The organism is Allobosea sp. RAF48 (genome assembly GCF_052114025.1).
In the GTDB taxonomy this organism is placed as follows: domain Bacteria; phylum Pseudomonadota; class Alphaproteobacteria; order Rhizobiales; family Beijerinckiaceae; genus Allobosea.
The window spans coordinates 352631-374137 of sequence record NZ_JBFRDZ010000003.1 but is presented as its reverse complement, the minus strand read 5'-3'; the positions used below and the strand labels follow the sequence as shown (position 1 = coordinate 374137).

The following is a 21507-nucleotide window of genomic DNA, read 5'->3' as shown; positions in this document are numbered from 1 at the left end:
GAATCAGCCGACGATGTCGGGCGTACGCCAGCCGAGATGCTGGCCGGCATCGACGGCAATCATCTGGCCGGTGACCGAGCGCGCTCTCGCGAGATAGAGCACGGCCTCGGCGATCTCATCCGGAGAGACCTTGTGGCCGAGCAAGGTCGCCGCGGCCTCCTGCTCCATCAGCGCAGCGCCGTCATAGGCGTTGGGAAAGGTCGGGCCGGGGCCGACCGCGTTGACACGAATCCGTGGAGCGAGCGCCTGCGCCAGTGTCCGGGTCGCGGTGAGCAGGGCGGCCTTGGTCAGCGTGTACGAATAATATTGCGGCGTGAGCTTCCAGACGCGCTGGTCGACGATATTGACGACCGCACCGCTCGCCTGCTCCGGCAAATGCGTCGCCAGCGCTCCGATCAGCAGCGAGGGCGCGCGCAGATTGACAGCGAACTGGCGATCCCAGGCTGCGACGTCGAGCGAGCGGACGTCGTCGTCGACGAAGCTCGCGGCGCTGTTGACCAGCAGCGTCACCGGCCCCAGCGCCTGCTCTGCTGCCGGGAACAGGGCAGACACGGCCTGCGCGTCGGCCAGATCGGCTGCGAGGGTGCAGCAGACCGCGCCCGCGCCGCGCAGCTCCGCGGCCAGGGCTTCGGCCTCATCGCGACTGTCCCCATGGTGGATCGCGACGGCGTAGCCGGCTTGCGCCAGTCGCGTGACGATCGCGCGGCCGATTCGCCTCGCACCGCCCGTGACCAGCGCGACCTCAGTCATCAGAGGAGGGCCGGTCGCCGGGCGTCACCGTGCCCTTGACGGAAGAGCGCCGCTGCAGCCGGCGCTCCCAGTGCTTGGCTGCGCGCAGATAGCGGTAGAATGCGTAGTTCATGGCGGTCATGAAACCGTAGACGCCGCGCAGCGCATGGCGACGGCCGATATAGGCCTTGACGAAATTGGCGGGAAATTCAGCCAAGAGCCTGAATGCCGAGAGCGTCTCGCCGCGGGCGTCGAGATCATCAGCCTGGGCATCGCTATAGGCATTGAGTTTTTCCATCTGCTCGCCGAGCGAACGGACGGAGAAGTGATGGATCGTCCCCTTCAGCCGCCCGACCTTGGTGCCGGGCAGCAGATCGACGCGGTCGTGCACGGGCGAAAGCGAATAGCGGCCCCAGCTTTTGCGATAGAGCCGCACGGGCGCGAGCGCGTAGGCGAAGCGATGCGGCGCCTTCTCTCCAGGGAAGATCTCGGCGATGCGAATCTTGTAGGCGTCGGCCGGCGGCGGCCCGCTGGCAAAAAGCGCGGCGATCTCGGCGACGAGATCGGGCGGCAGCACTTCGTCGGCATCGACGTTGAGGAGCCAATCGTGGCGGCACTGCTCTTCCGCGAAGCGCTTCTGCTGGCCGTAGCCCGGCCATGGATTGAAGATCACACGGGCGCCGAGCGATTCTGCCAGGGCCTGGGTCCCATCGGTCGAGCCCGAGTCGACCAGTACGATGTCGTCGCTGAGCGCCCGGGCGGCCTCGATGGTGCGCCCGATCCGGTCCACTTCGTTCAGCGCGATGATGAAAATCGAGAGAGGAGGCACGGTTCCGTCACTTCTTGAGATTTCAAGGCTTAAGCATGTCCGGTCCGGTGCGGCAAGTTTAGTGCCGGAAGCTCCGGCCCGATCTCGTTGAAATTGCGGAACCTTAGACTGCGGCCTGCGTTCGTCGCCCGGACCCGTTCCGGTTATCGAGCAGGGTTAGCGCATTATTAGTATTCGATTTGGCATGGCTGTTGCGGGGAGCGTGGTTAACCTGGCTTTACCTATTTGCGTGCAGTCATCGCATTCGTGCCGCATTTCTGCCGTGGTCTGCACGGCAGTTGTGCTTCCGATGCAACAGACAAAGCCGTTGCCCTGTCCTATAACGGGTCCATCGAAATCACCTGCCGGTTCGTCCGGCGCTTGCGACGACTAAGGAGTTTATCATGAAGAAGTTTCTGCTTGCGAGCGTTGCCGCGCTCGGCATCGTCGCCGCTGGCGCCGCCTCTGCTGCTGACCTGCCGTCCCGCAAGGGCCCGGTTGCTGCTCCGGTTTACGTTCCGGTCTTCACCTGGACCGGCTTCTACGTCGGTGCCAACGCCGGCTACGGCTGGGGCAACGTGAACAGCAACGGCTTCAACAACATCGGCAACCTCGACGGTTTCGTCGGCGGTGGTCAGGTTGGCTACAACTACCAGATCGGCCAGTTCGTGGTCGGCGCGGAAGCTGACATCCAGGGTGCTGACCTCAGCTCCGGCGGCAACTTCTTCGGCGCCAGCGTCAAGACCGAGTACTTCGGCACCGTCCGTGCTCGCCTCGGCGTCGCCTTCGACCGGTTCATGCCCTACATCACCGGTGGTTGGGCCTACGGCAACGTGAAGACCTCGATCCCGGGCATCGGCTTCTCCTCCGATCGCACCCACACCGGCGGCTGGGCCCTCGGTGGCGGTCTCGAGTACGCCATCACCAACAACATCATCGCTGGCGTCGAGTACCTCTACGTCGACCTCGGCGACAAGAACCTCACCACGCTTGCTGGCACCGGCAAGGTCGGCACCGACTTCTCGGTCGTCCGCGCTCGCCTCAGCTACAAGTTCTGATCCGACCCACGTCGGATTTGAGAGACCCGGTGGCCTTGGCCACCGGGTTTTTTGTTGCCTCGGCTTGACGGAATACTCCGCTAGGCTTCGGCAATAAAAACGCCGGCAGCTTTTGACTGCCGGCGGCCCAGAATGATCAAGACATCGGCATGGCCGATGTGGCGCTTTATTCGAACTGTTCAGCCTTTGAAGCGTGTTGTCTCGAAGGCCGGGACGCGGGCCGCGAAATCGTCGAGCCAGGCGACGAGCTTGGGATGAGCGGCGCGCCATTTTCCCTCGAAGCGCAGATCCAGATAGCCGAGTGCGCAGGCCAGCGCGATTTCGCCGATGCGCGGGCGATCCGGGAAGGCGGGCGGCTCTGCCTCCAGCGCGGCGAGGCCGCGCGCCACCTTGCCTTCCTGGTGGGACAGCCAGTTCGGGTTGCGCCCTTCTTCCGGGCGGAAGCGGCCTTCATAGACCTGGAGCAGGGCCGCGTCGGCGATGCCGTCGGCAAGTGCTTGCAGACGGAGCTGCAGGAAACGCTCCTGGCCGCTGGGGATGAGCCTGCCGCCAGAGATATGGTCGAGATAGTCGAGGATGACGCGCGAATCGAACAGCGTCGTGCCGTCCTCCAGAATCAGCGTCGGAATCTTTCCGAGCGGGTTCTGCTGGCGCAGCGGATCAGATGGATCGGTCGTGTCGGCCGCGACGATCTCGATGCGGTCCATCAGCCCGAGTTCGAGAGCCGCCAGCTTGACCTTGCGGCCGAAGGGCGAGGCGGGGGAGGAGCGCAGGACGAGCATCGACGGGTTCCTTCGGGGAGAGCAGGCGATCAGCCGTCGGGCCGGATCGCTTCGCAGAGATAGCGCGGTCGCGGCCCCTGCGCGAGCCGCTCGGTCAGGGCCGGCAGCAGGATTTCCGCTTCCTTGGCGAGCAGCCATGGCGGGTTGGCGATCAACAGGCCTGTCGCACCGAGTCCACCGGCTGCCTCGGGGCGATCGACCGCGATCTCGAGGCGCAAGAGCCGGGTGATTCCGGCATCGGTGATCGCGTCCATCATGCCCTCCACCGCCCGCAGGTCCTTGACCGGATACCAGAGTGCATAGATGCCGGTCGGCCATTTGCGATGGGCTGCGATGAACTGGTCGGCGAGAGTCGCGAACTCGTCCTTCTGCTCGAAAGGCGGGTCGATCAGGACGAGGCCGCGGCGCTCCTTGGGCGGAACATTGGCCCTCAAGGCCGTCCAGCCATCGATCGCCAGGGCCTTGCAGCGCTTGTCGCGACCGATCGCCTCGACGAGCTTCTGATAGGTCGGCGGATGCCGCTCGGCCGCGATCAGTCGATCGTCCGGCCGCATGACGTGGCGGCAAAACCAGGGCGAGCCCGGATAGGCTCCGGGGCCGTAAAGCGTGCGGATGCCGGCAAGCGCGGCGCGATAGGGGGCGAGCAGTTCCTCGACCGCAGGGGCGAGCGGCGACTGGTCGACCCGCGCCACGCCATCCTTCCACTCATGCGTCCGGAGCGCTTCCTCGGAGCCCAGATCGTAGCGTCCGCTGCCGGCATGGGTGTCGATGATGCGATAGGGCGCCGGCTTGGCAGCGAGATGCAGCAGGATGCGGGTGAGAACGACATGCTTGAGCACATCGGCGAAGTTTCCGGCATGGAAGCCGTGGCGGTAGTTCATGGCTGCGTTCGTAGATCATGCGGCCCGCGCCTGAAAGCGGCAAAGGCCATCATGACAGCCGCTTTCAGCGCGGCGCGACGACAGTGAATTCGCGGGCGCGGCAACCGGAGCGATCGACCTGCTGGCAACTGCGAAACTCGCGGAGGTCCTTGCTCAGGCAGATTCGGACTTCCTGCAGCACGCCGCGCTTGCAGGCGACGGACATCATATCCGTGCGCAGGCCGGGATTGGCGGCGACGAAGGCGCGTTCGAGATCGATCGCCGTCCAGCTCTGGTCGCGATCGGCCTTGGCGAGAACCGGCGGGATCGTCACCTTGTCGCGCGCGCGCCGGACATCGCGGAAGTACTCACTCGGGCTTGATCCGCTGCAGGTGCCGTGTTTGCGCCACTCGTAGCGGGCGAGGCTCTCGCTGGGAAACAAGCCATCGGCCTCGCCCAGCGCGATCCGCGAGGGCGAACGGCCGGCGGGCCCGCAATCGCTCGGATAGCCACGCTCGTTCTGCGGCCAGAGGCCGTGGACCACGAAGCGAAGACCGCTGCTTTCGCCGCACTGCTCACGGTTGCGGGTGCGGTCACCATCGAGCTCGCAGAAGCCCGGCGACCAGGACAGGGCCAGGACATAGAAATCGAAATCGCCCGGCGTGCCGCCGCGCGAGCCGAAGCCCTGCGCGGATGCGGCAGCGCCGAGGCAAAGCAGCGACAGGGCCGCGAGTGCGAGGCGCTTCATCATGGCACGCTCTGCGCGTTAGGGGCGCGCCATCTGGCAGTCGGGCGCGTAGGCCCGGTTGCGGTCGAGGCCGCTGACGCACCAGTTGACGTTCCAGGTCCATCCGAAGAGGCCGAGACGCTCGCGTACGGAGTAATCGACGCGGTGGAAGTTGCCATCGTTGAGCAAGATGCGGCCGGTGCAGAAGCGGCGCGGAATGAAGTCATCGCCCCAGGAGCGAAAGCCGATCTGCCCGATGCGGTCATAGCTCACGGCGCGAAGCGGGCCCCAGAATTTCGCTTCGCGGGAGTTGAACCAGCTCGTCAGCTCGTCCAGCACGGCAGGATCCTCGCAGGCGGGAACGTTGCCGGAATAGGGAATAATGCGCTCCTCCGCCCGGTCGGAGGGGTAGACGTAGCGGCGGCCGGTCGCGCCGGCGGCAAAGGCCGTCAGGCAAGCGAGAGAGACGAGGGCGGTTCGCAGCAGGGCGCGGCGCATGGAATCAGGCCTCTTCAGGAGGGCAAAGCTAGACGGCACGATGGCGATGCCGCGGGCGAGGGTCAAGAAAAGATGCTTCTCGTTGCCGCTGCGGAGGGCCGTGGGGTCTTTACGGTCACAGTCGCGCCGTCATGCGAACCCGTCGGGGCGTCTCGTCGGATGCCGAGCTGGTGCGCTTCGCCGGCTTCGGACAGATTGTCCGTCGATAGGGGAGACGCCATGACGAATTGCTTCGATGACCCGGCCGCGCGCATCGCGGATGCCGATGCCCTGCGCAGCCATATCGGCCCGGTCCATCCGCTGGCGACGGGCAAGGTACTGAGCAGGCTCGACCGGTTCTGCCGCGATTTCATCGCGCTTTCGCCGTTCCTGGTGCTGGCCAGCTGCGATGCGCAGGGCAACGCCGATGCGAGCCCGCGCGGAGACGCGCCCGGCTTCGTGCGCGTGCTCGACGACAAGACCCTGCTGATCCCCGACAGGCGCGGCAACAACCGGGTCGATTCCCTCGGCAACGTCATGTCTGCGCCCGGCGTCGGCCTCGTCTTCATGGTGCCCGGCATCCCGGAGACGCTGCGGGTGAACGGCAAGGGACGAGCGACGCGCGATGCCGATTTGCTGGCGCCGTCCGCCATGCTGGAGCGTGCGCCGGTCACCGGCCTCATCGTCGAGGTCGAGGAGGCCTATTTTCACTGCGGCAAGGCGCTGATCCGCTCGAAGCTGTGGGATCCGGCCTCGCAGGTGCCGCGTCACAGCTTCCCGACGCTCGGCCGCATCATCGCCGACCAGACCAAGGCCGTCGATGGCGACGAGGCCGATCGCAATCTCGAGGAAGGCTATCGTACGCGCCTTTACTGAGGGGCGCGGACCGAGTCGAAACGGGGCTTCCGGCAAGCCCTTATCCTGCCGGCTGTCGTCAGTCCGCGGGCATCAGGGAGCGCCGGCTCCCGTCGCTTCAAGCACTGATGGCGCCGGGGCGGCCCGGCGTTCGAGGATGAGCAGGACGAGGCCCGCGGCGACGATCAGCGCCGCGCCGCACAGCATTGCCGGCGTCGGCCAGTCGCCGAAGATGAACCAGCCGAAAACCAGCGCCCAGACGATCAGCGTGTACTGATAGGGAACGACGACCGAGGCTTCGGCGAGCTTGAGCGAGCGGGTGACGCAGATATGCGCGGTCATGGCGACGATGCCGAGGAGGCCGAGCAAGGCCGCGTCCTTGAGGCTCGGCGTCACCCAGCCGAAGGGTAGCAGCGCCAGACCCATCAGCAGCGCGCCGAGCGTCTGCCAGGTGACCAGCGTCACGTCCGGCGTGCCACGCAACTGCCGGCCGGCGATCATCATCGCGGCGAAGAAGAAGCTGCCGACGACGGCGATCAGCGCCGGCATCGACAGGCTCGCGCCGCTAGGATTGAGCGCGACGGCGACACCGACAAAGCCGAGAGCGACGGCGAGCCAGCGCCAGCCATCGACGCGCTCTCCCAGCAGCAATGCCGCGAGGATGACGACCCAGACCGGCGCGGCGAGCCAGATCGTCATGGTGTCCGCGAGCGGCAGATAGCTGACGGCGAGATAGAACAACGCCACCTCGGCGGAGCCGAAGAGCACGCGCAGCGCCTGCAGGCCGGGGCGTTCCGGCCTCAAGGTCCGCTGCACGCCCTGCTTGAAGACGAAGGGCATGATGACGACGAGCGCGACCAGGCTGCGCATCACCAAAACCTGCCCGACCGTGTAGGTGGCGACCAGCCATTTGCCCATCACGTCGTTGAGCGAAAACAGCAGGATGCCGAGGAGCATCATGGCGATGCCGGCGAGCGAGGCGTTGCGGGAGGTCATGTCCGGGTCGTCGGTTCTCAAAGGCGTGCCAGCACTGGCCGACTCTGCGGCCGGAGGCAATCCTGCGTCGCAGCATAGCAGCCGCGTGTCAGAAATTTAAGTGTTGACTTAATTAAGTGATGGCGGAATCATTTTCGGCATGGACCGCTTTGCCGCCCTTGCCGACCCGACCCGCCGCAGCATCGTCGAGCTGCTGGCGGAAGGTGCATTGCCGGCCGGGGAGATCGGCGCGCGCTTCAGCGCGAGTCCTCCTGCGATTTCGCAGCATCTCAAGGTGTTGCGGGAGGCCGGGCTGGTGACGGTCGAGGTCCGCGGCCAGCAGCGAATCTACCGGCTCGATCCGGCCGGGCTCGACGCCTTCGACGCCTGGCTGCGCCGGGTGCGGCGTTTCTGGGGTCGCCATCTCGATCTGCTGGAACAGGAACTCGCAAAGCCCGAGACGGGCGAGGGAGACACGCGATGAGCGAATATGGTGCCGTGCTGGAAAGCGGAGCCGTGCGCTTCGAGCGCCTGCTGCCGGGGCCGATCGAGCGCGTCTGGTCTTACATCACCGAATCGGACAAGCGCGGCCGGTGGCTGGCATCGGGGCCGTTCGACCTACGTGTCGGTGGGCGGGCCGAGCTCCTGTTCAAGCACTCTGAAATCACGGACGAGGCGCCGCCGGCGGCCTACCGCGAGGTGCACGAGAACGGCGTGCGCGCGACCGGCGCGATCACGCGCTGCGAGCCGCCGCGGATCATCGCCTTCACCTGGGGTGGTAGCAGCGAGGCGGAATCCGAGGTCGAGTTCGCGCTGAGCCCGAAAGGCGACAAGGTCCTGCTGGTGGTGACGCATCGCAAGCTCCCCAGCAATGCGGAGATGACCAGCGTTTCCGGCGGCTGGCACATGCATCTCGGCCTGCTGGAGGATTTGCTCAGCGGCAGTCCGCGGCGCGGGTTCTGGTCGCGGCACGCGAAGCTCGAAGCGGAGTATGCCCAACGCTACGCGGGCCTGCCGGAGCCGGGTGGCGCGGCCTGACTACAAACTCGCCGCCGCCCGCGCCGCCTGGTCGTACTGGCCTGACAGAGAGCGCATCGCTGCGGCGATCTCCGACAGCCGCGCGGGATCGGCGCCGGTTGCGCGCACGGACTTGACCAGAAGCTGCTCGCGGATCTGGGCATAGCGCCGGCAGGCCTCCTCGCCGGCGGGCGTGACCTCGACGGTCTTTTCCTTGCCCTTGCGGCCGGCCTTCAACAGCTTCAGCCGTTCGAGCTTCTTCATCGAATAGTTCACCAGATGCGTGTCCTCGATATTCAGGACGAGGCAGACATCGGCGAGCCTCTTCGGCTTGCCGCGGTGATTGACGTTGTGCAGCACCAGCACGTCGAGCGGCGATAGATCGGGAACGCCGGCCGCCGCCATGCAGCGGATCATCCAGCGCTGGAAGGCATGGACCGTCATATTCATGGCGAACTCGAATTCCGAGAGCGCCGGCAGGGCTCCGGATGCGAGATGGCCGGAAGAGACGATCGGGCCGAGGTCGTCGGCAGGGGCAGAGGGCATGCTTGCAACCCGGATAATGCGCGGGGGACCCTCATTGATCTCGGGCTTGCCCGAGATCAACACCTTTAAGTGTCGAAGCCGGCAACCGCCGACTTCGATGGGAGAGGGGTTTCGGTTGTGGTTCCCGCGCTCGGGCGGGATGACCCTCACATCTTCTTGTAGGCGTCGATGATCGACTGACCGTCGGCACCGGCCTTCTTCAGCCAGTCGGTGGTCAGCGTGTCGCCGGCCTTCTTGAAGCCGCTCGCGAGCTCGGGCGAGGGAGCCTGCACCTTCATGCCCTTGCTCTTCAACTGGTCGAGATACCAGCCGGCCTTATCCTCCCACATCTTCCAGCCGCGCTCCTCTGCGGTGGCGGCTGCCTTGAGGATCGCGTCCTGCGTCGCCTTGTCGAGCGCGTTGAAGGCGGCCTTGTTGACGAAGGTGGCGTCCTTCGGGATCCAGGCCTGAACATCGTAGAAATGCGTCAGCGATTCCCAGACTTTCGAGTCGTAGCCGGTGCCGCCCGACGACATGAAGGAGTTGACCACGCCGGTCGCCAGCGCCTGCGGCAGCTCGGCCGCCTGGATCGTCACCGCCTGCATGCCGAGCATCTCGCCGAGGCGGGCGGTGCCGACATTGTAGGAGCGCCACTTCAGGCCTTTCATGTCCTCGACGCTGTTGATGTCCTTCTTCGCGTAGACGCCCTGCGGCGCCCAGGGAACCATGAAGAGCAGCTTGATGCCCTGCGAATCGAGCTTCTTCTCGATCGCGGCCTTGGAGGCCGTGTAGAGCTTGCGCGAGTCGGCGAAGCTGGTGGCCAGGAAGGGCACGACGTCGATGCCGTAGACCGGGTCCTCGTTCTCATGCAGCGACATCAGAACTTCGCCCATCTGGGCCTGGCCGGACGCGACGGCGCGCTTGATTTCCGGTGCCTTGAACAGCGAGGCGTTGGCATGGACCGTGATCTGGAGCTTGCCACCCGTCGCCGATTCGACGTCCTTGGCGAAGAGGGCGAGGTTCTCGGTGTGGGGGTTGTCCGACGGATAGGCGTTGGGCAGGTTCCACTTGGTCTGCGCCGAGGCCGGCATGGCGAAGGCGAGCGCGCTGACCCCGAAGGCGAAGGCCGCGGCGGTCATGTGTCTGCGGTTGATCATGTCATTCCCTCTCTTCTTGCTTGTGATGGTTTGTGCCGAGGATCAGTCCGGGAAGGCGAGCTTCGGCAAATAGAGCACAATCTGCGGGAAGGTCGTGATGATGATGACTGCGATGTTCAGCAGAATGAAGAACGGAAATGCCGCCTTCGCAATCGTCATCGTGTCCTTGCCGCTCATGTTCTGCAGTACGAACAGATTGAAGCCGACCGGCGGGGTGATCTGCGCCATCTCGACATGGATCACGAGGTAGACCCCGAACCAGACGAGATCGAAACCTGCCTCCTTGACCATCGGCAGGACGATGACGGCGGTCAGCACGATCATCGAGATGCCGTCGATCAGGCAGCCCAGGATGATGTACATGCAGGTCAGCGCCAGCACGAGCATATGCGGCGAGAGCGACTGGCCCTTGACCCACTCCGCCAGCGCGGCCGGAATGCCGGTATAGGCCATCGCCGCCGTGCAGAAGGCCGCGCCGGCCAGGATCAGCATGATCATGCAGGTGAGGCGCGTCGCGCTCATCACGCTTTCGAAGAAGGTCTGCCAGGTCAGCGTGCCGCTCCACCAGGCGAGGACGAGAGCGCCGGTCACGCCCCAGGCGGCGCATTCGGTCGCGGTGGCAAAACCGAGCACAAGGGACAGGAAGACAGCAGCGATCAGCAGCAGGCAGGGCGCGAGATTGGCCGACTGGCGCACTTTCGCCAGGAACGGCATCGGCGGATCGCGGGGGGGAATCTTGCCCGGATTCAGCCAGGACCAGATCATGACGTAGCCCATGTAGAGCGCCATCACGAGAGCACCGGGCAGGAAGCCGCCGAGGAAGACCTGCAGCACCGACACGTTGGCCGTGACGGCGTAGACCACCATGGGGATCGAAGGCGGGATCAGCAGGCCGAGCGTGCCGGAGCCAGCGAGCGTGCCGATGCTGATGCCTTCGTCGTAGCCGCGCTTCTTCAGTTCCGGCAAGGCGATCTTGCCGATGGTGGCGCAGGTCGCAGCCGAAGAACCCGAGACGGCAGCAAAGATGCCGCAGCCGACGATGTTGGTATGGACGAGGCGGCCGGGCAGCCATTGCAGCCAGGGGGAAAGTCCCTGGAACATCTGTGCGGAAAGCCGCGTGCGGAACAGGATCTCGCCCATCCAGATGAAGAGCGGCAGCGCCGCCAGCGTCCAGGAGGCCGAAGCGCTCCAGACCGTCGTCGCCAGCACCTGGCCGATCGGGATGTCGGTGACGAGCAGCATCGCGAGCAGGCCGACGAGGCCGAGGCCCACGGCGATCCAGACGCCGCTGGCGAGGATAAGGACGAGAAAGCCGAGCAGGACAATGGAGAGAAGCGGCAGGCTCATCGTCAGACGCCTCCGCCTTGCGCGACGCGCTCGATCAGTTCCTCCGTCGTCTTCGGCGGCGCGGGTTCGTAGGTCGGTTTGCCGCCACGCGCGACGATGACCCACTCCTCGACGACTGCGAGAAGCAGGATCGCCAACCCGGCGACCATGCCAAGCTGTGGAATCCAGAGCGGGACCGAGATCACGCCGGTCGACATGTCGAAGAACTGCCAGGAGTCATAGGCGAGCCGCCCTGCCTGCCAGGTGAAATAGGCGAGGAAGGCTGCTGCGATAGTGAGCGAGGTCAGTTCGGCGATGCGGCGGGCGGGGCCGTGCAGGCGCTCCAGCAGCAGGCCCACCCGGATCATCTCGCCCTTCTTGAAAGTGTGGGCGAGGCCGAGGAAGGCCATGGCGACGAGCGACCAGCCGGTGAAGTCGTCACCCGACGGGACGTTGAGGTTGATCTCGCGGCCGACCGATAGCAGCATCATCAGCACGAAGATCGCTACGAGGAAGAAGCCGGCGAGATACCCGGCCAGGAGATAGAGCGTATCGAGCGTGCGGCGGATCATGGCGCGCGCCGCTCCCGCAGGTCGATAGCGCGTGCGCGCCCGGTTGCCAGGGTTGCTCGCATCGTCACATCCTCCGCTTTCGTGCCGGCCCGGCCCCTCAGCCATGTTCCAGCCACAATTGGGATCGTAGCCGGCGGAATCGCCTTGTCAATAACTCATCGACGATTTATCGATGAAACGTCAGCGTAGTACGAAGCTGGCGCGGCGGAGGGGAGAACGTCTTATGTCGGCAGCCTGTTGGGACTTCTGGATCGATCGCGGCGGCACCTTCACCGACGTGATCGGGCGCGATCCGGCTGGCAATCTCCATGCCAGAAAGCTGCTCTCGGAGAATCCCGGCGCCTATCGTGACGCGGCGGTGCAGGGCATCCGCGATCTGCTCGGCCTGAAGGCGGGCGAGGCGATTCCGGTCGGCGCCGTCGGCGAGGTGCGCATGGGCACCACCGTCGCTACCAACGCGCTGCTCGAACGCAAGGGCGACCGCACGCTGCTCGTCACCACCAAGGGCTTCCGCGACGCGCTGCGCATCGGCTACCAGGCGCGGCCAGACATCTTCGCCAAGGAGATCGTCAAGCCCGAGCAGCTCTACGACCACGTCGTCGAGATCGAGGAGCGCGTGCTGGCCGACGGCACCGTCGAGCGCGCGCCCGACGAGGCGGCGATCCGCAGCGCGCTGCAAACGCAGTACGATGCCGGTTTCCGCGCCGTCGCCATCGTCTTCATGCATGGCTATCGCTACTCGGCGCATGAGCAGGTCGCGGCCCGCATCGCCCGCGATATCGGCTTCCCGCAGGTCTCGGTGAGCCACGAGGTCTCGCCGCTGGTGAAGCTGGTCGGGCGCGGCGACACCGCCGTGGTCGACGCCTATCTCTCGCCGATCCTGTCCCGCTATGTGCAGCAGGTTTCGGAGGAGCTCGACGTTGCCCGCACCGGCGCGCGGCTCATGTTCATGATGTCCTCGGGCGGGCTGACCGCCGCCGAGCTGTTCCAGGGCAAGGATGCCATCCTGTCGGGCCCTGCCGGCGGCGTCGTCGGCCTCGCCGAGACCGGCCGCTCGGCCGGCTTCGACAAGGTGATCGGCTTCGACATGGGCGGGACCTCGACCGACGTCGCCCATTTCGACGGCGAATATGAGCGCGCCTTCGAGACCGAGGTTGCGGGCGTGCGGATGCGCGCGCCGATGATGCTGATCCATACGGTCGCTGCGGGTGGCGGATCGATCCTCCACTATGACGGCGCGCGCTTCCGCGTCGGCCCGGATTCGGCCGGCGCCAATCCCGGCCCGGCTGCCTATCGCCGTGGCGGCCCGCTCGCGGTGACCGACGCGAACGTGATGGTCGGCAAGCTGATTCCGTCCTATTTCCCGGTGATCTTCGGGCCGAAGCAGGATCAGCCGCTCGATGTCGAGACAGTGCGGGCGAAATTCGCGGCGCTGGCGAAGGAGGTCGGCGACGGCCGCTCTCCGGAAGAGGTTGCGGACGGCTTCATCCAGATCGCCGTCGCCAATATGGCCGAGGCGATCAAGAAGATCTCGGTCCAGCGCGGCTATGACATCACCCGCTACGCGCTGAACTCCTTCGGCGGCGCCGGTGGTCAGCACGCCTGCCTGGTGGCCGATGCGCTGGGCATCAAGACGGTGCTGCTGCATCCCTTCTCCGGCCTCCTTTCGGCCTATGGCATGGGGCTCGCCGAAATCCGCTCGACACGCACCGCGGCGCTCGATGTCCCGCTCGACGGCGAGGCCAAGGCGGCGATCGAGGCTGTGGCCGAGAAGCTCGGAGCCGAGACCCGCGCGGAAGTCGCGGGGCAGGGCGTGGCGGAGGGCGACATCGCCATCCATACCAGAGCCCATATCCGTTATGCCGGCACCGACACGGCCATCGCCGTGCCAGCCGGCACGCGCGCTGCGATGCAGGAGGCCTTCCAGACGGCGCACAAGGCGCGGTTCGGCTTCATGGACGAGACCAAGGCGCTGGTCGTCGAGGCCGTCGAGGTCGAGGCCGTCGGCGGCGGCGCCAAGTTCGAGGAAGCTGCCGCTTCGGAGCAGGCGGGCGAGCCGGCGGTTGCCGAGCGCACGCGCTTCTTCGCCAAGGGCGAATGGCACGATGCGGCGATCGTCCGGCGTCAGGCGATGCTGCCTGGCCAGAGCGTTGCCGGCCCCGCGATCATCATCGAGCCGAACCAGACCGTCGTCGTCGAGGAGGGCTGGAGCGCGAAGCTCACGGCCAAGGACCATCTCGTTCTCGTCCGCGTGAAGGCGCTGGTCCAGCAGGCGGCGATCGGCACCAAGGCCGATCCGGTGATGCTCGAGATCTTCAACAACCTGTTCATGTCGATCGCCGAGCAGATGGGCGTGACGCTGCAGAACACCGCCTATTCGGTGAACATCAAGGAGCGGCTCGACTTCTCCTGCGCCGTCTTCGACCAGACCGGCGCGCTCGTCGCCAATGCCCCGCATATGCCGGTGCATCTGGGGTCGATGGACCGTTCGGTCGAGACGGTCATCTCGAACAACCCGGTGATCCGGCCGGGCGATGTCTACTGCCTCAACGCGCCCTATAATGGCGGCACGCATCTGCCGGATATCACGGTCTGCACGCCGGTCTTCGATGCGCAGGACAGGGACATCCTGTTCTGGGTGGCGAGCCGCGGCCATCACGCCGATGTCGGCGGCACGGCGCCGGGCTCGATGTCGCCGCTGGCGACGAATATCGAGGAAGAGGGCGTCTACATCGACAACTTCAAGATCGTCGATCGGGGCCGCTTCTGCGAGGAGGAACTGGTCAAGTTGTTGACCGGCGCGCGCTATCCGGTGCGCAACGTCGTGCAGAACGTCAACGACCTGAAGGCGCAGATCGCCGCCAACGAGAAGGGCGTGGCTGAGCTGCGCAAGATGATCGGCTCCTTCGGTCTCGACGTGGTGCAGGCCTATATGGGCCATGTCCAGGACAATGCGGCCGAGAGCGTGGCGCGGCTTTTGACCAAGCTCCACGATGCCGAGTTCACCTATCCGATGGACCAGGGCTGCGCGATCAAGGTCAAGATCACCATCGACCGCGAAAAGCGCGAGGCGACGGTCGATTTCACCGGCACCTCGGAGCAGCGGCCGGACAATTTCAACGCGCCGGCGCCGGTGACGCGCGCCGCGGTGCTCTACGTCTTCCGCGTCATGGTCGACGACGCCATCCCGATGAATGCCGGGTGCCTGCGGCCGATCAGGATCGTCGTGCCCGAAGGCTCGATGCTGGCGCCGCGCTATCCGGCGGCCGTCGTGGCCGGAAATGTCGAGGTGTCGCAGGCAGTGACGAACACGCTGTTCGGCGCGCTTCAGGCGATGTCCTGCTCGCAGGGCACGATGAACAACCTCACCTTCGGCAACGACCAGTACCAGTATTACGAGACGATCTGCTCGGGCTCGCCGGCCGGGCCGGGCTTCAACGGCACCTCGGGCGTGCACGTCCACATGACCAATTCGCGGTTGACCGACCCGGAAATTCTGGAGACGCGCTTTCCGGTCGTGCTGGAGGATTTCCATATCCGCCTCGGCTCGGGCGGCAAGGGCGAATGGACAGCGGGCGACGGCACCAGCCGCACCATCCGCTTCCTCAAGACGATGGACTGCGCGATCCTCGCCTCGCACCGCAGGGTGCGGCCCTTCGGCGTCAAGGGCGGCGAGCCCGGCCAGCTCGGCAGGACGCTGGTGCGCCGGCTTTCCGGGCAGGTCGAGGAGCTGAAGCCCTCCGACCAGACGCTGCTTCAGGCCGGCGAGGCGGTGACCGTGATCACGCCGACGGCGGGCGGCTATGGAAAAGCGAAGGACTGAGGCTTAGGTCCGTCCCTCTACCATGGAGACGGACATGCCCCAGACCTGGATGATCACCGGTGCCAATCGCGGCATCGGTCTCGCGCTCACCATCGAATTGCTGCGCCGGGGCGACCATGTCATCGCCGCGGCGCGCGAACCTTGGGGCGGGGCGCTCGGCGAACTCGCCGCCGCGCACCCCGGAGCGGTAACGCCGCTCGAACTCGACGTTACCTCCGATGCGAGCGTCGCCGCGGCCAAGAATGCGCTGGCCGGTCGCGCCATCGACGTGCTGCTCAACAATGCCGGCCTCTATGGCCCGCGCGACCGGCAAACGGGCCTCGACGTCGATTTCGATGCCTGGCGGGAGGTCTTCGAGGTCAATGTCTACGCACCCATCAGGGTGGCGCAGGCCTTCCTGCCGAATGTCGAGGCTGGGCAGGGGCGCAAGATCGCGACGATTTCCAGCCGCATGGGCTCGATCGGCGCCAACCCCGGAAATGCGCTGATCTACCGCTCGTCGAAGTCGGCGGTGAACATGGCGATGGTCGTGTTCGGCAACAGCGTGCGCGAGCGCAATGTCAGCGTGATGCTGTTCCATCCCGGCTGGGTCCAGACCGACATGGGCGGCGGCGGTGCCGACATCACCCCGGCTCAGAGTGCCGGCGGGCTGATCCGCACCATCGACGTCTCCGGCATGGCGGAGACCAACAGCTTCCGCGACTACAAGGGCGAAAAGATCGCCTGGTGATCGCGGTTGGTCGGTGGCTCAACTCGCCCGCGTCGAGGCGAGCCAGAGCCCGCCGCCGACCAGAAACCCACCGCTGAGCTTCGACAGGAGCCGGACGCGCCGCTGCGAGAGCAGATGGCCGGCGCGCCCGGACAGCAGCGCATAGGCGCCGTCGCTGAGCGCGGCGAAGGCCAGCGCGGTCGTGCCCATGATCGCGATCTGGGTGGCGTGGTCGCGTGCCGGATCGAGGAACTGCGGGAAGAAGGCGCCGAAGAACAGCAGCGTCTTTGGATTGCTGAGAGCGACGAGCGCGCCCTGCAGGAAGAAGCCGCCGCGCGGCGGCTTCGCCCGCGCGCCACCGTCGAGACCGGAGCCCGCCGAGCGAAACATCTTCCAGCCCAGCCAGATCAGATAGACGGCTCCGGCCAGTCGCAGCCACTCGAACCAGTGGCCGAGCGCGGCGATGACCGAACTCAGCCCGATGCCGGCGACCACGACCATGATCGCGAGCCCAGCCTGCGTTCCTGCCACATTGAGGAGGCCGGCGCGGGTACCGTGCTTCAGGCTGTTGGCGACGATCAGCGTGACCGTCGGCCCGGGCACGATGATGATGACGATGCAGGCGAGCAGATAGGCGGCATAGACTTCGAGCGACATGGCGCGGGTCTCCGGCTGTGTCGCCTAGTGATCTGCCGATGTCCGCTCCTTGTCCAGCGGTCTCGGATGGCCGCCGAAGGAGAGGTTGTGATGGGCCGGAATGGCTTTGCCGTGCTTCCGCTGACGACCGGGCGCTGGGGCGATCTGGCGGATCTCTTCGGGCCGCAAGGGCCTTGCTATGGCTGTTGGTGCAACCATTTCCGCATGCCGCAGCGCCTGCGCAAGCCGCTGCTCGGCGAGGGGGCGCGCCGATTGTTCGAGGAGCGGGTGAGGCAGGGGCCGCCGCCGGGCGTGCTGGCCTATGCCGACGACAAGGCCGTGGGCTGGCTGCAGGTGGGGCCGCGGGCTGATATCCCCGAGTGGAACAATCCGCGCCGCGCCTCGACGCCGCTGGCTGACGCGCCGGCCGAGGACATCAGCAATTGGGCGGCTTCCTGCTTTTTCGTCAGGCGCGGATTTCGCGGGCAGGGCGTCACCGGCGCGCTGATCGAGGGCGCAATCGATTTCGCGCGGGAGAGTGGTGCGCGGCTGATCGAGGCCGCGGCCATGGACAACCGGGAGAAGCGCAGCGCCGACGGGCTCTATGTCGGGCCGGAAAGCGTGCTCCGACGCGCCGGCTTCGTCGAGGTGGCCCGGCAGAAGCCGGGGCGGCCTTTGCTCCGGCTGGTGCTGTGACGGGGCGGCTTCGCTTCAGCCGAGGATGAAGTCCCGGATTTCCTGGAAGGCGCCTTCGCGATCGTCGGTGACCACGCCGTGGCCGCAATCGGCGAAGCGCAGGAAGCGGACCTGCCCGGGCGGGAGGCTGGCCGCGATCGTTTCGCTGAAGGCGATCGGCGTGACCGGGTCCTTGTCTCCGGCCATGACGAGGACCGGGCAGGAAACGCGGCCAAGCGCCTCCCGGAAGTCGAAGCGGCCGTGCTCGTTGCCCGGACCGTTGAAATGCTCCCCGGTATTGTTGCGGATGATCGCGCGGCTCAGCCAGCGCCTGTCGCGTGCCTTTTTGCGAGCCGAATAGAACGGCAAGCAGATCTCGCGATAAACCGCGCGCGTCGCATCGGAGGGTGCCGACCAGTAGTTCCGGGCTGCCGTCGCCGCTTCTCTGCCTCCGAACTGCTCGAAGGCTGCGTAAATCTCCTCGAAATCGACCTTGGCTGCCGTGCTCACCAAGATCAGCTTTCCAGCATGGTCGGGATGACGGGTCGCATAGGCCTGGGCCACGAAGCCACCGAAGGAGGTCCCGAGGACAAGAGGTCTATTGATACCGAGCGCATCGCAGAGGCCCTTCACGTCATCGCCCCATTGCGCGAGCGTCCAGTGCTCGCGCGGCCCGTCATCGCTGCGGCCGCAGCCGCGATGGTCGTAGTAGACGATCTGGCAGATGTCGCGCAGCGCCGAAAAGCCTGGCTTGTAGATGCTGTGGTCCCCACCCGGGCCGCCATGCAGGAGCAGGAGCGTCGGCTTCTCGCGCATCCGCGGCCCGTCCGGAACCAGGCCCGCTCCTTCGACGTCGACATAGAGGCGGACGCCATTCACCTCGACGCGCATGGTCTATAGCTCCAATGGCCGGTCAGCCGCCGAGCCCGGCCAGAAAGGTCGTCAGCCGGTCGAGCGCCAGCCTGCCTTCCGGTCGATCGAGATCGAACTGGTACTCGTGCGGCAACTTCGGCTCGGTCTCGGGCGGGAAGAACAGCGTGTCGACCTTGACGCCGTGGTCACGCAGCGCCTGGGCCATCACCACGGATTGCGGCGCCAGCGGATCGCCGTTGCCGACTGAAATGAAGCTGCGGGGAAAGGCCTCCGTCACATAGCGAGGCACCGCCGCTTCGGTGATGCGTTCACTGTCGAAGGGGTTCGACGTACCGAAATAGGCCAGGAGCACGGAGCGGATGAAGCCGCCGAAGGGGCCGGTCAGCTCGAACGACGTCGGGTCGAAGGCGCCGCAGAACAGGACGGTGCCTCGCAGGTTTGCCGGGTCCATGGCCGGCTTCAGGCCGAGCAGTTCGGCATAGTCCTTGCCGGTCAGCCCTGCGGCGAGTTGCGCTRCGATATGGGCACCGGCCGAGTCGCCGGCAAGCACGACCCGGCTGGGGTCGAGGCCGAGGCGCTGGCCTTCGCGTTGCAGGAAGCCGAGCGCTTCGTTCACCTGCAGAACCGGCTCGGGATAGCGGGCTGTCGGTGCGCGCGTGTAGCCCACCGCGACGGCAGGAAATCCGCGCCCGGCGAGAAGCTTGAGATAGGGCGCGACATCCTTGCGGTCGCCGGCGACGAAGGCGCCGCCATGGATCCAGACGAGGGTCGGTCGGCCCGGCGTGGCATCGCCTCGCGGAAGGTAGACATCGAGCCGTGCCTCTTCCGCGGCGCCGTAGCGGATATCGAGCAGCTCGCGGATATCGGCCGGAACATGCTTGGCGAGGGCGGCATCGGTCTTCGATGCGCCGTAGCCGAAGGCAAGCCGCGTCAGCAGGGTCGAAGGCCAGGGCGAAAGGACGAAGGCTGCATAGCCAGCCAGAACAAGGCCGAGGCAGAGCAGGAGAATCTGGGTGGCGCGAGGTCTCATGTCGCGAAGCTAGGCTGCCTCTTCTCCGCGAGCAATGGCGCGGGAGCCGACACGGAATGCCGCGGTCAGTACCGTTATGTAATCGGCTAAAATATTGATTTTGTTTCGGTATGTCGATCCGCATTAACCTTGCGTTCGTTCGCATCTGCGAAAGGAGCCCCGGCTATGAGGTAGTGACGACCATGAGGCGATTGGGATTGACGGCGAAGATCATGGCGTTCTTCGCGTTGCTGAGCCTCGCCGGAGCGCTCGGCCTCTTCAGTGCGTTGAGCGGTTTCGACGAGGCCCGGCGCATCGATGCTGCGGCCTTTGCCGATATAGGCCTTGCCAGCAGCGCTTCCTTGCTCTCAAGCCGAGTCGCCGCCACCGCGTTGCAGAGCAATGTCGATCCCGAGATGTCAACGCAGCAGGTCGAAGCCATGCTCGAGCGGCTCGACGGCTCCGTCGATCTGGTCGATGCGGCCCGCGCGCATCTGATCTCGGCCTTGCCTGCCGCTTTGCGCGAAGCGAACCCGACCCTGGACGCGAGGATCCGCACCTTCATCGCTTTCCAGCGCGGCATCGTCGACATCGGCCGCCGGGTTTCGGCGAAGGCGGCACTTCTGGAGGCCGGAGCCGAAGATGCGCGCATCAATGTCGATCAGATCATCACGACGACATCGGCCTTGCGTGACGAGCTTGCGCGCCGGGCCAGCAAGGCGACGGTCCGTGCCGAGGAGCGCGCAGGCAATGTCCGCCTCCGGACCATTCTGTTTGCCTGCCTGCTGCCGCTCGGCGGCGGTCTCGTGACTTGGCTCCTGCTCCGCAACCATCTGACGCGCCCGCTGCGACGGCTTATGGCGGCGATCGGCGAAGCCGCGGCCTCGGACCGGGTCATCGAGGTGCCCTATCGCGGGAGGGCCGACGAGATCGGCGAGCTCGCCCGCGTCGTGCGCCAGTTCAGCGAAGTCAGGGCGACGCTGGTGACACGCGAGGCGGAGGCGGGCGATGCGCGACGCCACGCGCAGATGCGCAGCACGGAGCTTGCCCGGATAGCGGACGAGTTCGAGGCACGGCTCGGCCTGCTGCTCGGCGAGATCGGCCGGGAGAGCGAGGTGCTGCGCATGGCGCTGCAGGACTCGGCGGTGCGGGTCCATCAGGTCTCGAAGAGCACGGAGACGGCGGCCGCTTCCGTCGATGGAGCCGGCGTCGAGGCGATTCGTTCGACCGAGGCCGCGCTGCGGATGGAGCATGTCATCGGCCAGATCAATGCCGAGGTCAGGCGCGTCTCCGAGATGGCCACGGCCGCAACCCGCGAAGCGGCAGGAACCCACGCTCTGGTCTCGCGTCTGACGGAGAACGCCGCGCAGATCCGCGATGTCGTCGGCATCATCGAGGCGGTCGCGCGCCAGACCAATCTGCTGGCGCTGAACGCCACGATCGAGGCGGCCCGCGCCGGTGCGCAAGGACGCGGCTTCGCCGTCGTCGCAGCCGAGGTGAAGACCCTGGCGAACCAGGCGTCGGAAGCCGCCGCGCGGATCGTCCATCGCATCGCGCAGGCCGACGAAGCCTTGTCCCATGCGGCGCAAGCCGTATCTGCCATCGGAGCGAGCGTCGCCGCGGTCGAGCAGACCGGCACCGAGATCGCCACGATGGTGGGATCGCATGTCGAGCTTCTCGGCTCGCTCGGCGAGACGGTCGGACGCATCTCGGACGTGACTGCGACGGCCGCCATTGCGATGTCCGAGATCGCGACGGCCAATCTGCAGACCGTGGGGCAGGCCGATATGGGTGCTCAGAGCGCCGGCGAACTCGATCGGCGGATCAATGCGCTTCAGGTGGAGGCAGGAGCCTTCGTGCGGCGCCTGCGCATGGCCTGATCGGTTTCGGCATCGTTGCGCTTGCCTTCGCGGG

22 protein-coding genes are annotated in these 21507 nt (G+C 66.3%); 8 read left to right on the top strand and 14 right to left on the bottom strand.

Annotation, left to right across the window (positions count from 1 at the left end):
* Positions 1 to 3 precede the first annotated feature (3 nt).
* Both AB4Z10_RS08015 and AB4Z10_RS08010 read right to left on the bottom strand, forming a co-directional pair.
* Positions 4 to 750, bottom strand: coding sequence for an SDR family oxidoreductase (locus AB4Z10_RS08015; protein WP_441469853.1), 747 nt, complete (start codon positions 748 to 750; stop codon positions 4 to 6).
* Positions 743 to 1558, bottom strand: a complete 816-nt coding sequence (locus AB4Z10_RS08010; RefSeq protein WP_441469852.1) for a glycosyltransferase family 2 protein — start codon at positions 1556 to 1558, stop codon at positions 743 to 745. Before AB4Z10_RS08010 ends, AB4Z10_RS08015 begins: the two co-directional genes overlap by 8 nt.
* Before the next feature lie 383 nt (positions 1559 to 1941).
* Here AB4Z10_RS08010 and AB4Z10_RS08005 point away from each other — a divergent pair, with 383 nt between their 5' ends.
* Positions 1942 to 2595 (top strand): outer membrane protein, encoded by a 654-nt coding sequence (locus tag AB4Z10_RS08005; RefSeq protein ID WP_441469851.1) that lies wholly within the window; start codon positions 1942 to 1944, stop codon positions 2593 to 2595.
* Between the two features lie 179 nt (positions 2596 to 2774).
* Here AB4Z10_RS08005 and AB4Z10_RS08000 read toward each other — a convergent pair whose 3' ends face one another.
* The 4 genes from AB4Z10_RS08000 to AB4Z10_RS07985 form a co-directional block, all read right to left on the bottom strand.
* On the bottom strand, positions 2775 to 3377 hold the full coding sequence (locus AB4Z10_RS08000; RefSeq protein WP_441469850.1) for a glutathione S-transferase: 603 nt from the start codon (positions 3375 to 3377) through the stop codon (positions 2775 to 2777).
* Positions 3378 to 3406: 29 nt separating this feature from the next.
* On the bottom strand, positions 3407 to 4258 hold the full coding sequence (locus tag AB4Z10_RS07995) for a 23S rRNA (adenine(2030)-N(6))-methyltransferase RlmJ (RefSeq protein WP_441469849.1): 852 nt from the start codon (positions 4256 to 4258) through the stop codon (positions 3407 to 3409).
* 64 nt (positions 4259 to 4322) lie between these two features.
* Complete coding sequence (locus tag AB4Z10_RS07990) at positions 4323 to 4985, bottom strand: ribonuclease T2 family protein (protein WP_441470035.1); 663 nt, start codon at positions 4983 to 4985, stop codon at positions 4323 to 4325.
* 18 nt (positions 4986 to 5003) lie between these two features.
* On the bottom strand, positions 5004 to 5528 hold the full coding sequence (locus AB4Z10_RS07985; protein WP_441469848.1) for a hypothetical protein: 525 nt from the start codon (positions 5526 to 5528) through the stop codon (positions 5004 to 5006).
* Between the two features lie 153 nt (positions 5529 to 5681).
* Between AB4Z10_RS07985 and AB4Z10_RS07980 the strand changes: the two genes are divergently transcribed.
* A complete protein-coding gene (locus AB4Z10_RS07980) occupies positions 5682 to 6317 on the top strand; it encodes a pyridoxamine 5'-phosphate oxidase family protein (RefSeq protein WP_441469847.1) in 636 nt (211 codons plus the stop codon).
* Between the two features lie 72 nt (positions 6318 to 6389).
* On the opposite strand, the gene AB4Z10_RS07975 is transcribed toward AB4Z10_RS07980, so the two are convergent.
* Entirely contained in the window at positions 6390 to 7292 is a 903-nt protein-coding gene (locus AB4Z10_RS07975; protein WP_441469846.1) for a DMT family transporter, read from the bottom strand.
* Positions 7293 to 7431: 139 nt separating this feature from the next.
* Here AB4Z10_RS07975 and AB4Z10_RS07970 point away from each other — a divergent pair, with 139 nt between their 5' ends.
* Both AB4Z10_RS07970 and AB4Z10_RS07965 read left to right on the top strand, forming a co-directional pair.
* Positions 7432 to 7755: an ArsR/SmtB family transcription factor gene (locus AB4Z10_RS07970; protein WP_441469845.1), complete on the top strand. Its 324-nt coding sequence runs from the start codon at positions 7432 to 7434 to the stop codon at positions 7753 to 7755.
* A complete protein-coding gene (locus AB4Z10_RS07965) occupies positions 7752 to 8309 on the top strand; it encodes an SRPBCC family protein (protein ID WP_441469844.1) in 558 nt (185 codons plus the stop codon). Before AB4Z10_RS07970 ends, AB4Z10_RS07965 begins: the two co-directional genes overlap by 4 nt.
* Here the strand turns inward: AB4Z10_RS07965 and AB4Z10_RS07960 are convergent, their stop codons facing one another.
* From AB4Z10_RS07960 to AB4Z10_RS07945, 4 genes are all read right to left on the bottom strand, one after another.
* Positions 8310 to 8834, bottom strand: a complete 525-nt coding sequence (locus tag AB4Z10_RS07960; protein ID WP_441469843.1) for a winged helix DNA-binding protein — start codon at positions 8832 to 8834, stop codon at positions 8310 to 8312. It lies immediately after the preceding gene.
* Positions 8835 to 8980: 146 nt separating this feature from the next.
* Positions 8981 to 9970 carry a TRAP transporter substrate-binding protein gene (locus AB4Z10_RS07955; protein WP_441469842.1) on the bottom strand — a complete coding sequence of 330 codons (990 nt, stop codon included), beginning with the start codon at positions 9968 to 9970 and terminating at the stop codon, positions 8981 to 8983.
* A 42-nt stretch (positions 9971 to 10012) separates the two neighbouring features.
* On the bottom strand, positions 10013 to 11317 hold the full coding sequence (locus AB4Z10_RS07950) for a TRAP transporter large permease (RefSeq protein WP_441469841.1): 1305 nt from the start codon (positions 11315 to 11317) through the stop codon (positions 10013 to 10015).
* Between the two features lie 2 nt (positions 11318 to 11319).
* Positions 11320 to 11868, bottom strand: coding sequence for a TRAP transporter small permease (locus AB4Z10_RS07945; RefSeq protein WP_441469840.1), 549 nt, complete (start codon positions 11866 to 11868; stop codon positions 11320 to 11322).
* Positions 11869 to 12091: 223 nt separating this feature from the next.
* Here AB4Z10_RS07945 and AB4Z10_RS07940 point away from each other — a divergent pair, with 223 nt between their 5' ends.
* Entirely contained in the window at positions 12092 to 15691 is a 3600-nt protein-coding gene (locus tag AB4Z10_RS07940) for a hydantoinase B/oxoprolinase family protein (protein ID WP_441469839.1), read from the top strand.
* Between the two features lie 34 nt (positions 15692 to 15725).
* Positions 15726 to 16421 (top strand): SDR family oxidoreductase, encoded by a 696-nt coding sequence (locus AB4Z10_RS07935; RefSeq protein WP_441469838.1) that lies wholly within the window; start codon positions 15726 to 15728, stop codon positions 16419 to 16421.
* Positions 16422 to 16439: 18 nt separating this feature from the next.
* Here the strand turns inward: AB4Z10_RS07935 and AB4Z10_RS07930 are convergent, their stop codons facing one another.
* On the bottom strand, positions 16440 to 17057 hold the full coding sequence (locus AB4Z10_RS07930) for a LysE family translocator (RefSeq protein WP_441469837.1): 618 nt from the start codon (positions 17055 to 17057) through the stop codon (positions 16440 to 16442).
* A gap of 90 nt (positions 17058 to 17147) precedes the next feature.
* Here AB4Z10_RS07930 and AB4Z10_RS07925 point away from each other — a divergent pair, with 90 nt between their 5' ends.
* Positions 17148 to 17732, top strand: coding sequence for a GNAT family N-acetyltransferase (locus AB4Z10_RS07925; RefSeq protein WP_441469836.1), 585 nt, complete (start codon positions 17148 to 17150; stop codon positions 17730 to 17732).
* Positions 17733 to 17747: 15 nt separating this feature from the next.
* On the opposite strand, the gene AB4Z10_RS07920 is transcribed toward AB4Z10_RS07925, so the two are convergent.
* Complete coding sequence (locus AB4Z10_RS07920) at positions 17748 to 18602, bottom strand: alpha/beta fold hydrolase (protein ID WP_441469835.1); 855 nt, start codon at positions 18600 to 18602, stop codon at positions 17748 to 17750.
* Between the two features lie 22 nt (positions 18603 to 18624).
* On the bottom strand, positions 18625 to 19614 hold the full coding sequence (locus AB4Z10_RS07915) for an alpha/beta hydrolase (RefSeq protein ID WP_441469834.1): 990 nt from the start codon (positions 19612 to 19614) through the stop codon (positions 18625 to 18627).
* A 197-nt stretch (positions 19615 to 19811) separates the two neighbouring features.
* Between AB4Z10_RS07915 and AB4Z10_RS07910 the strand changes: the two genes are divergently transcribed.
* A complete protein-coding gene (locus AB4Z10_RS07910; RefSeq protein WP_441469833.1) occupies positions 19812 to 21473 on the top strand; it encodes a methyl-accepting chemotaxis protein in 1662 nt (553 codons plus the stop codon).
* Positions 21474 to 21507 lie beyond the last annotated feature (34 nt).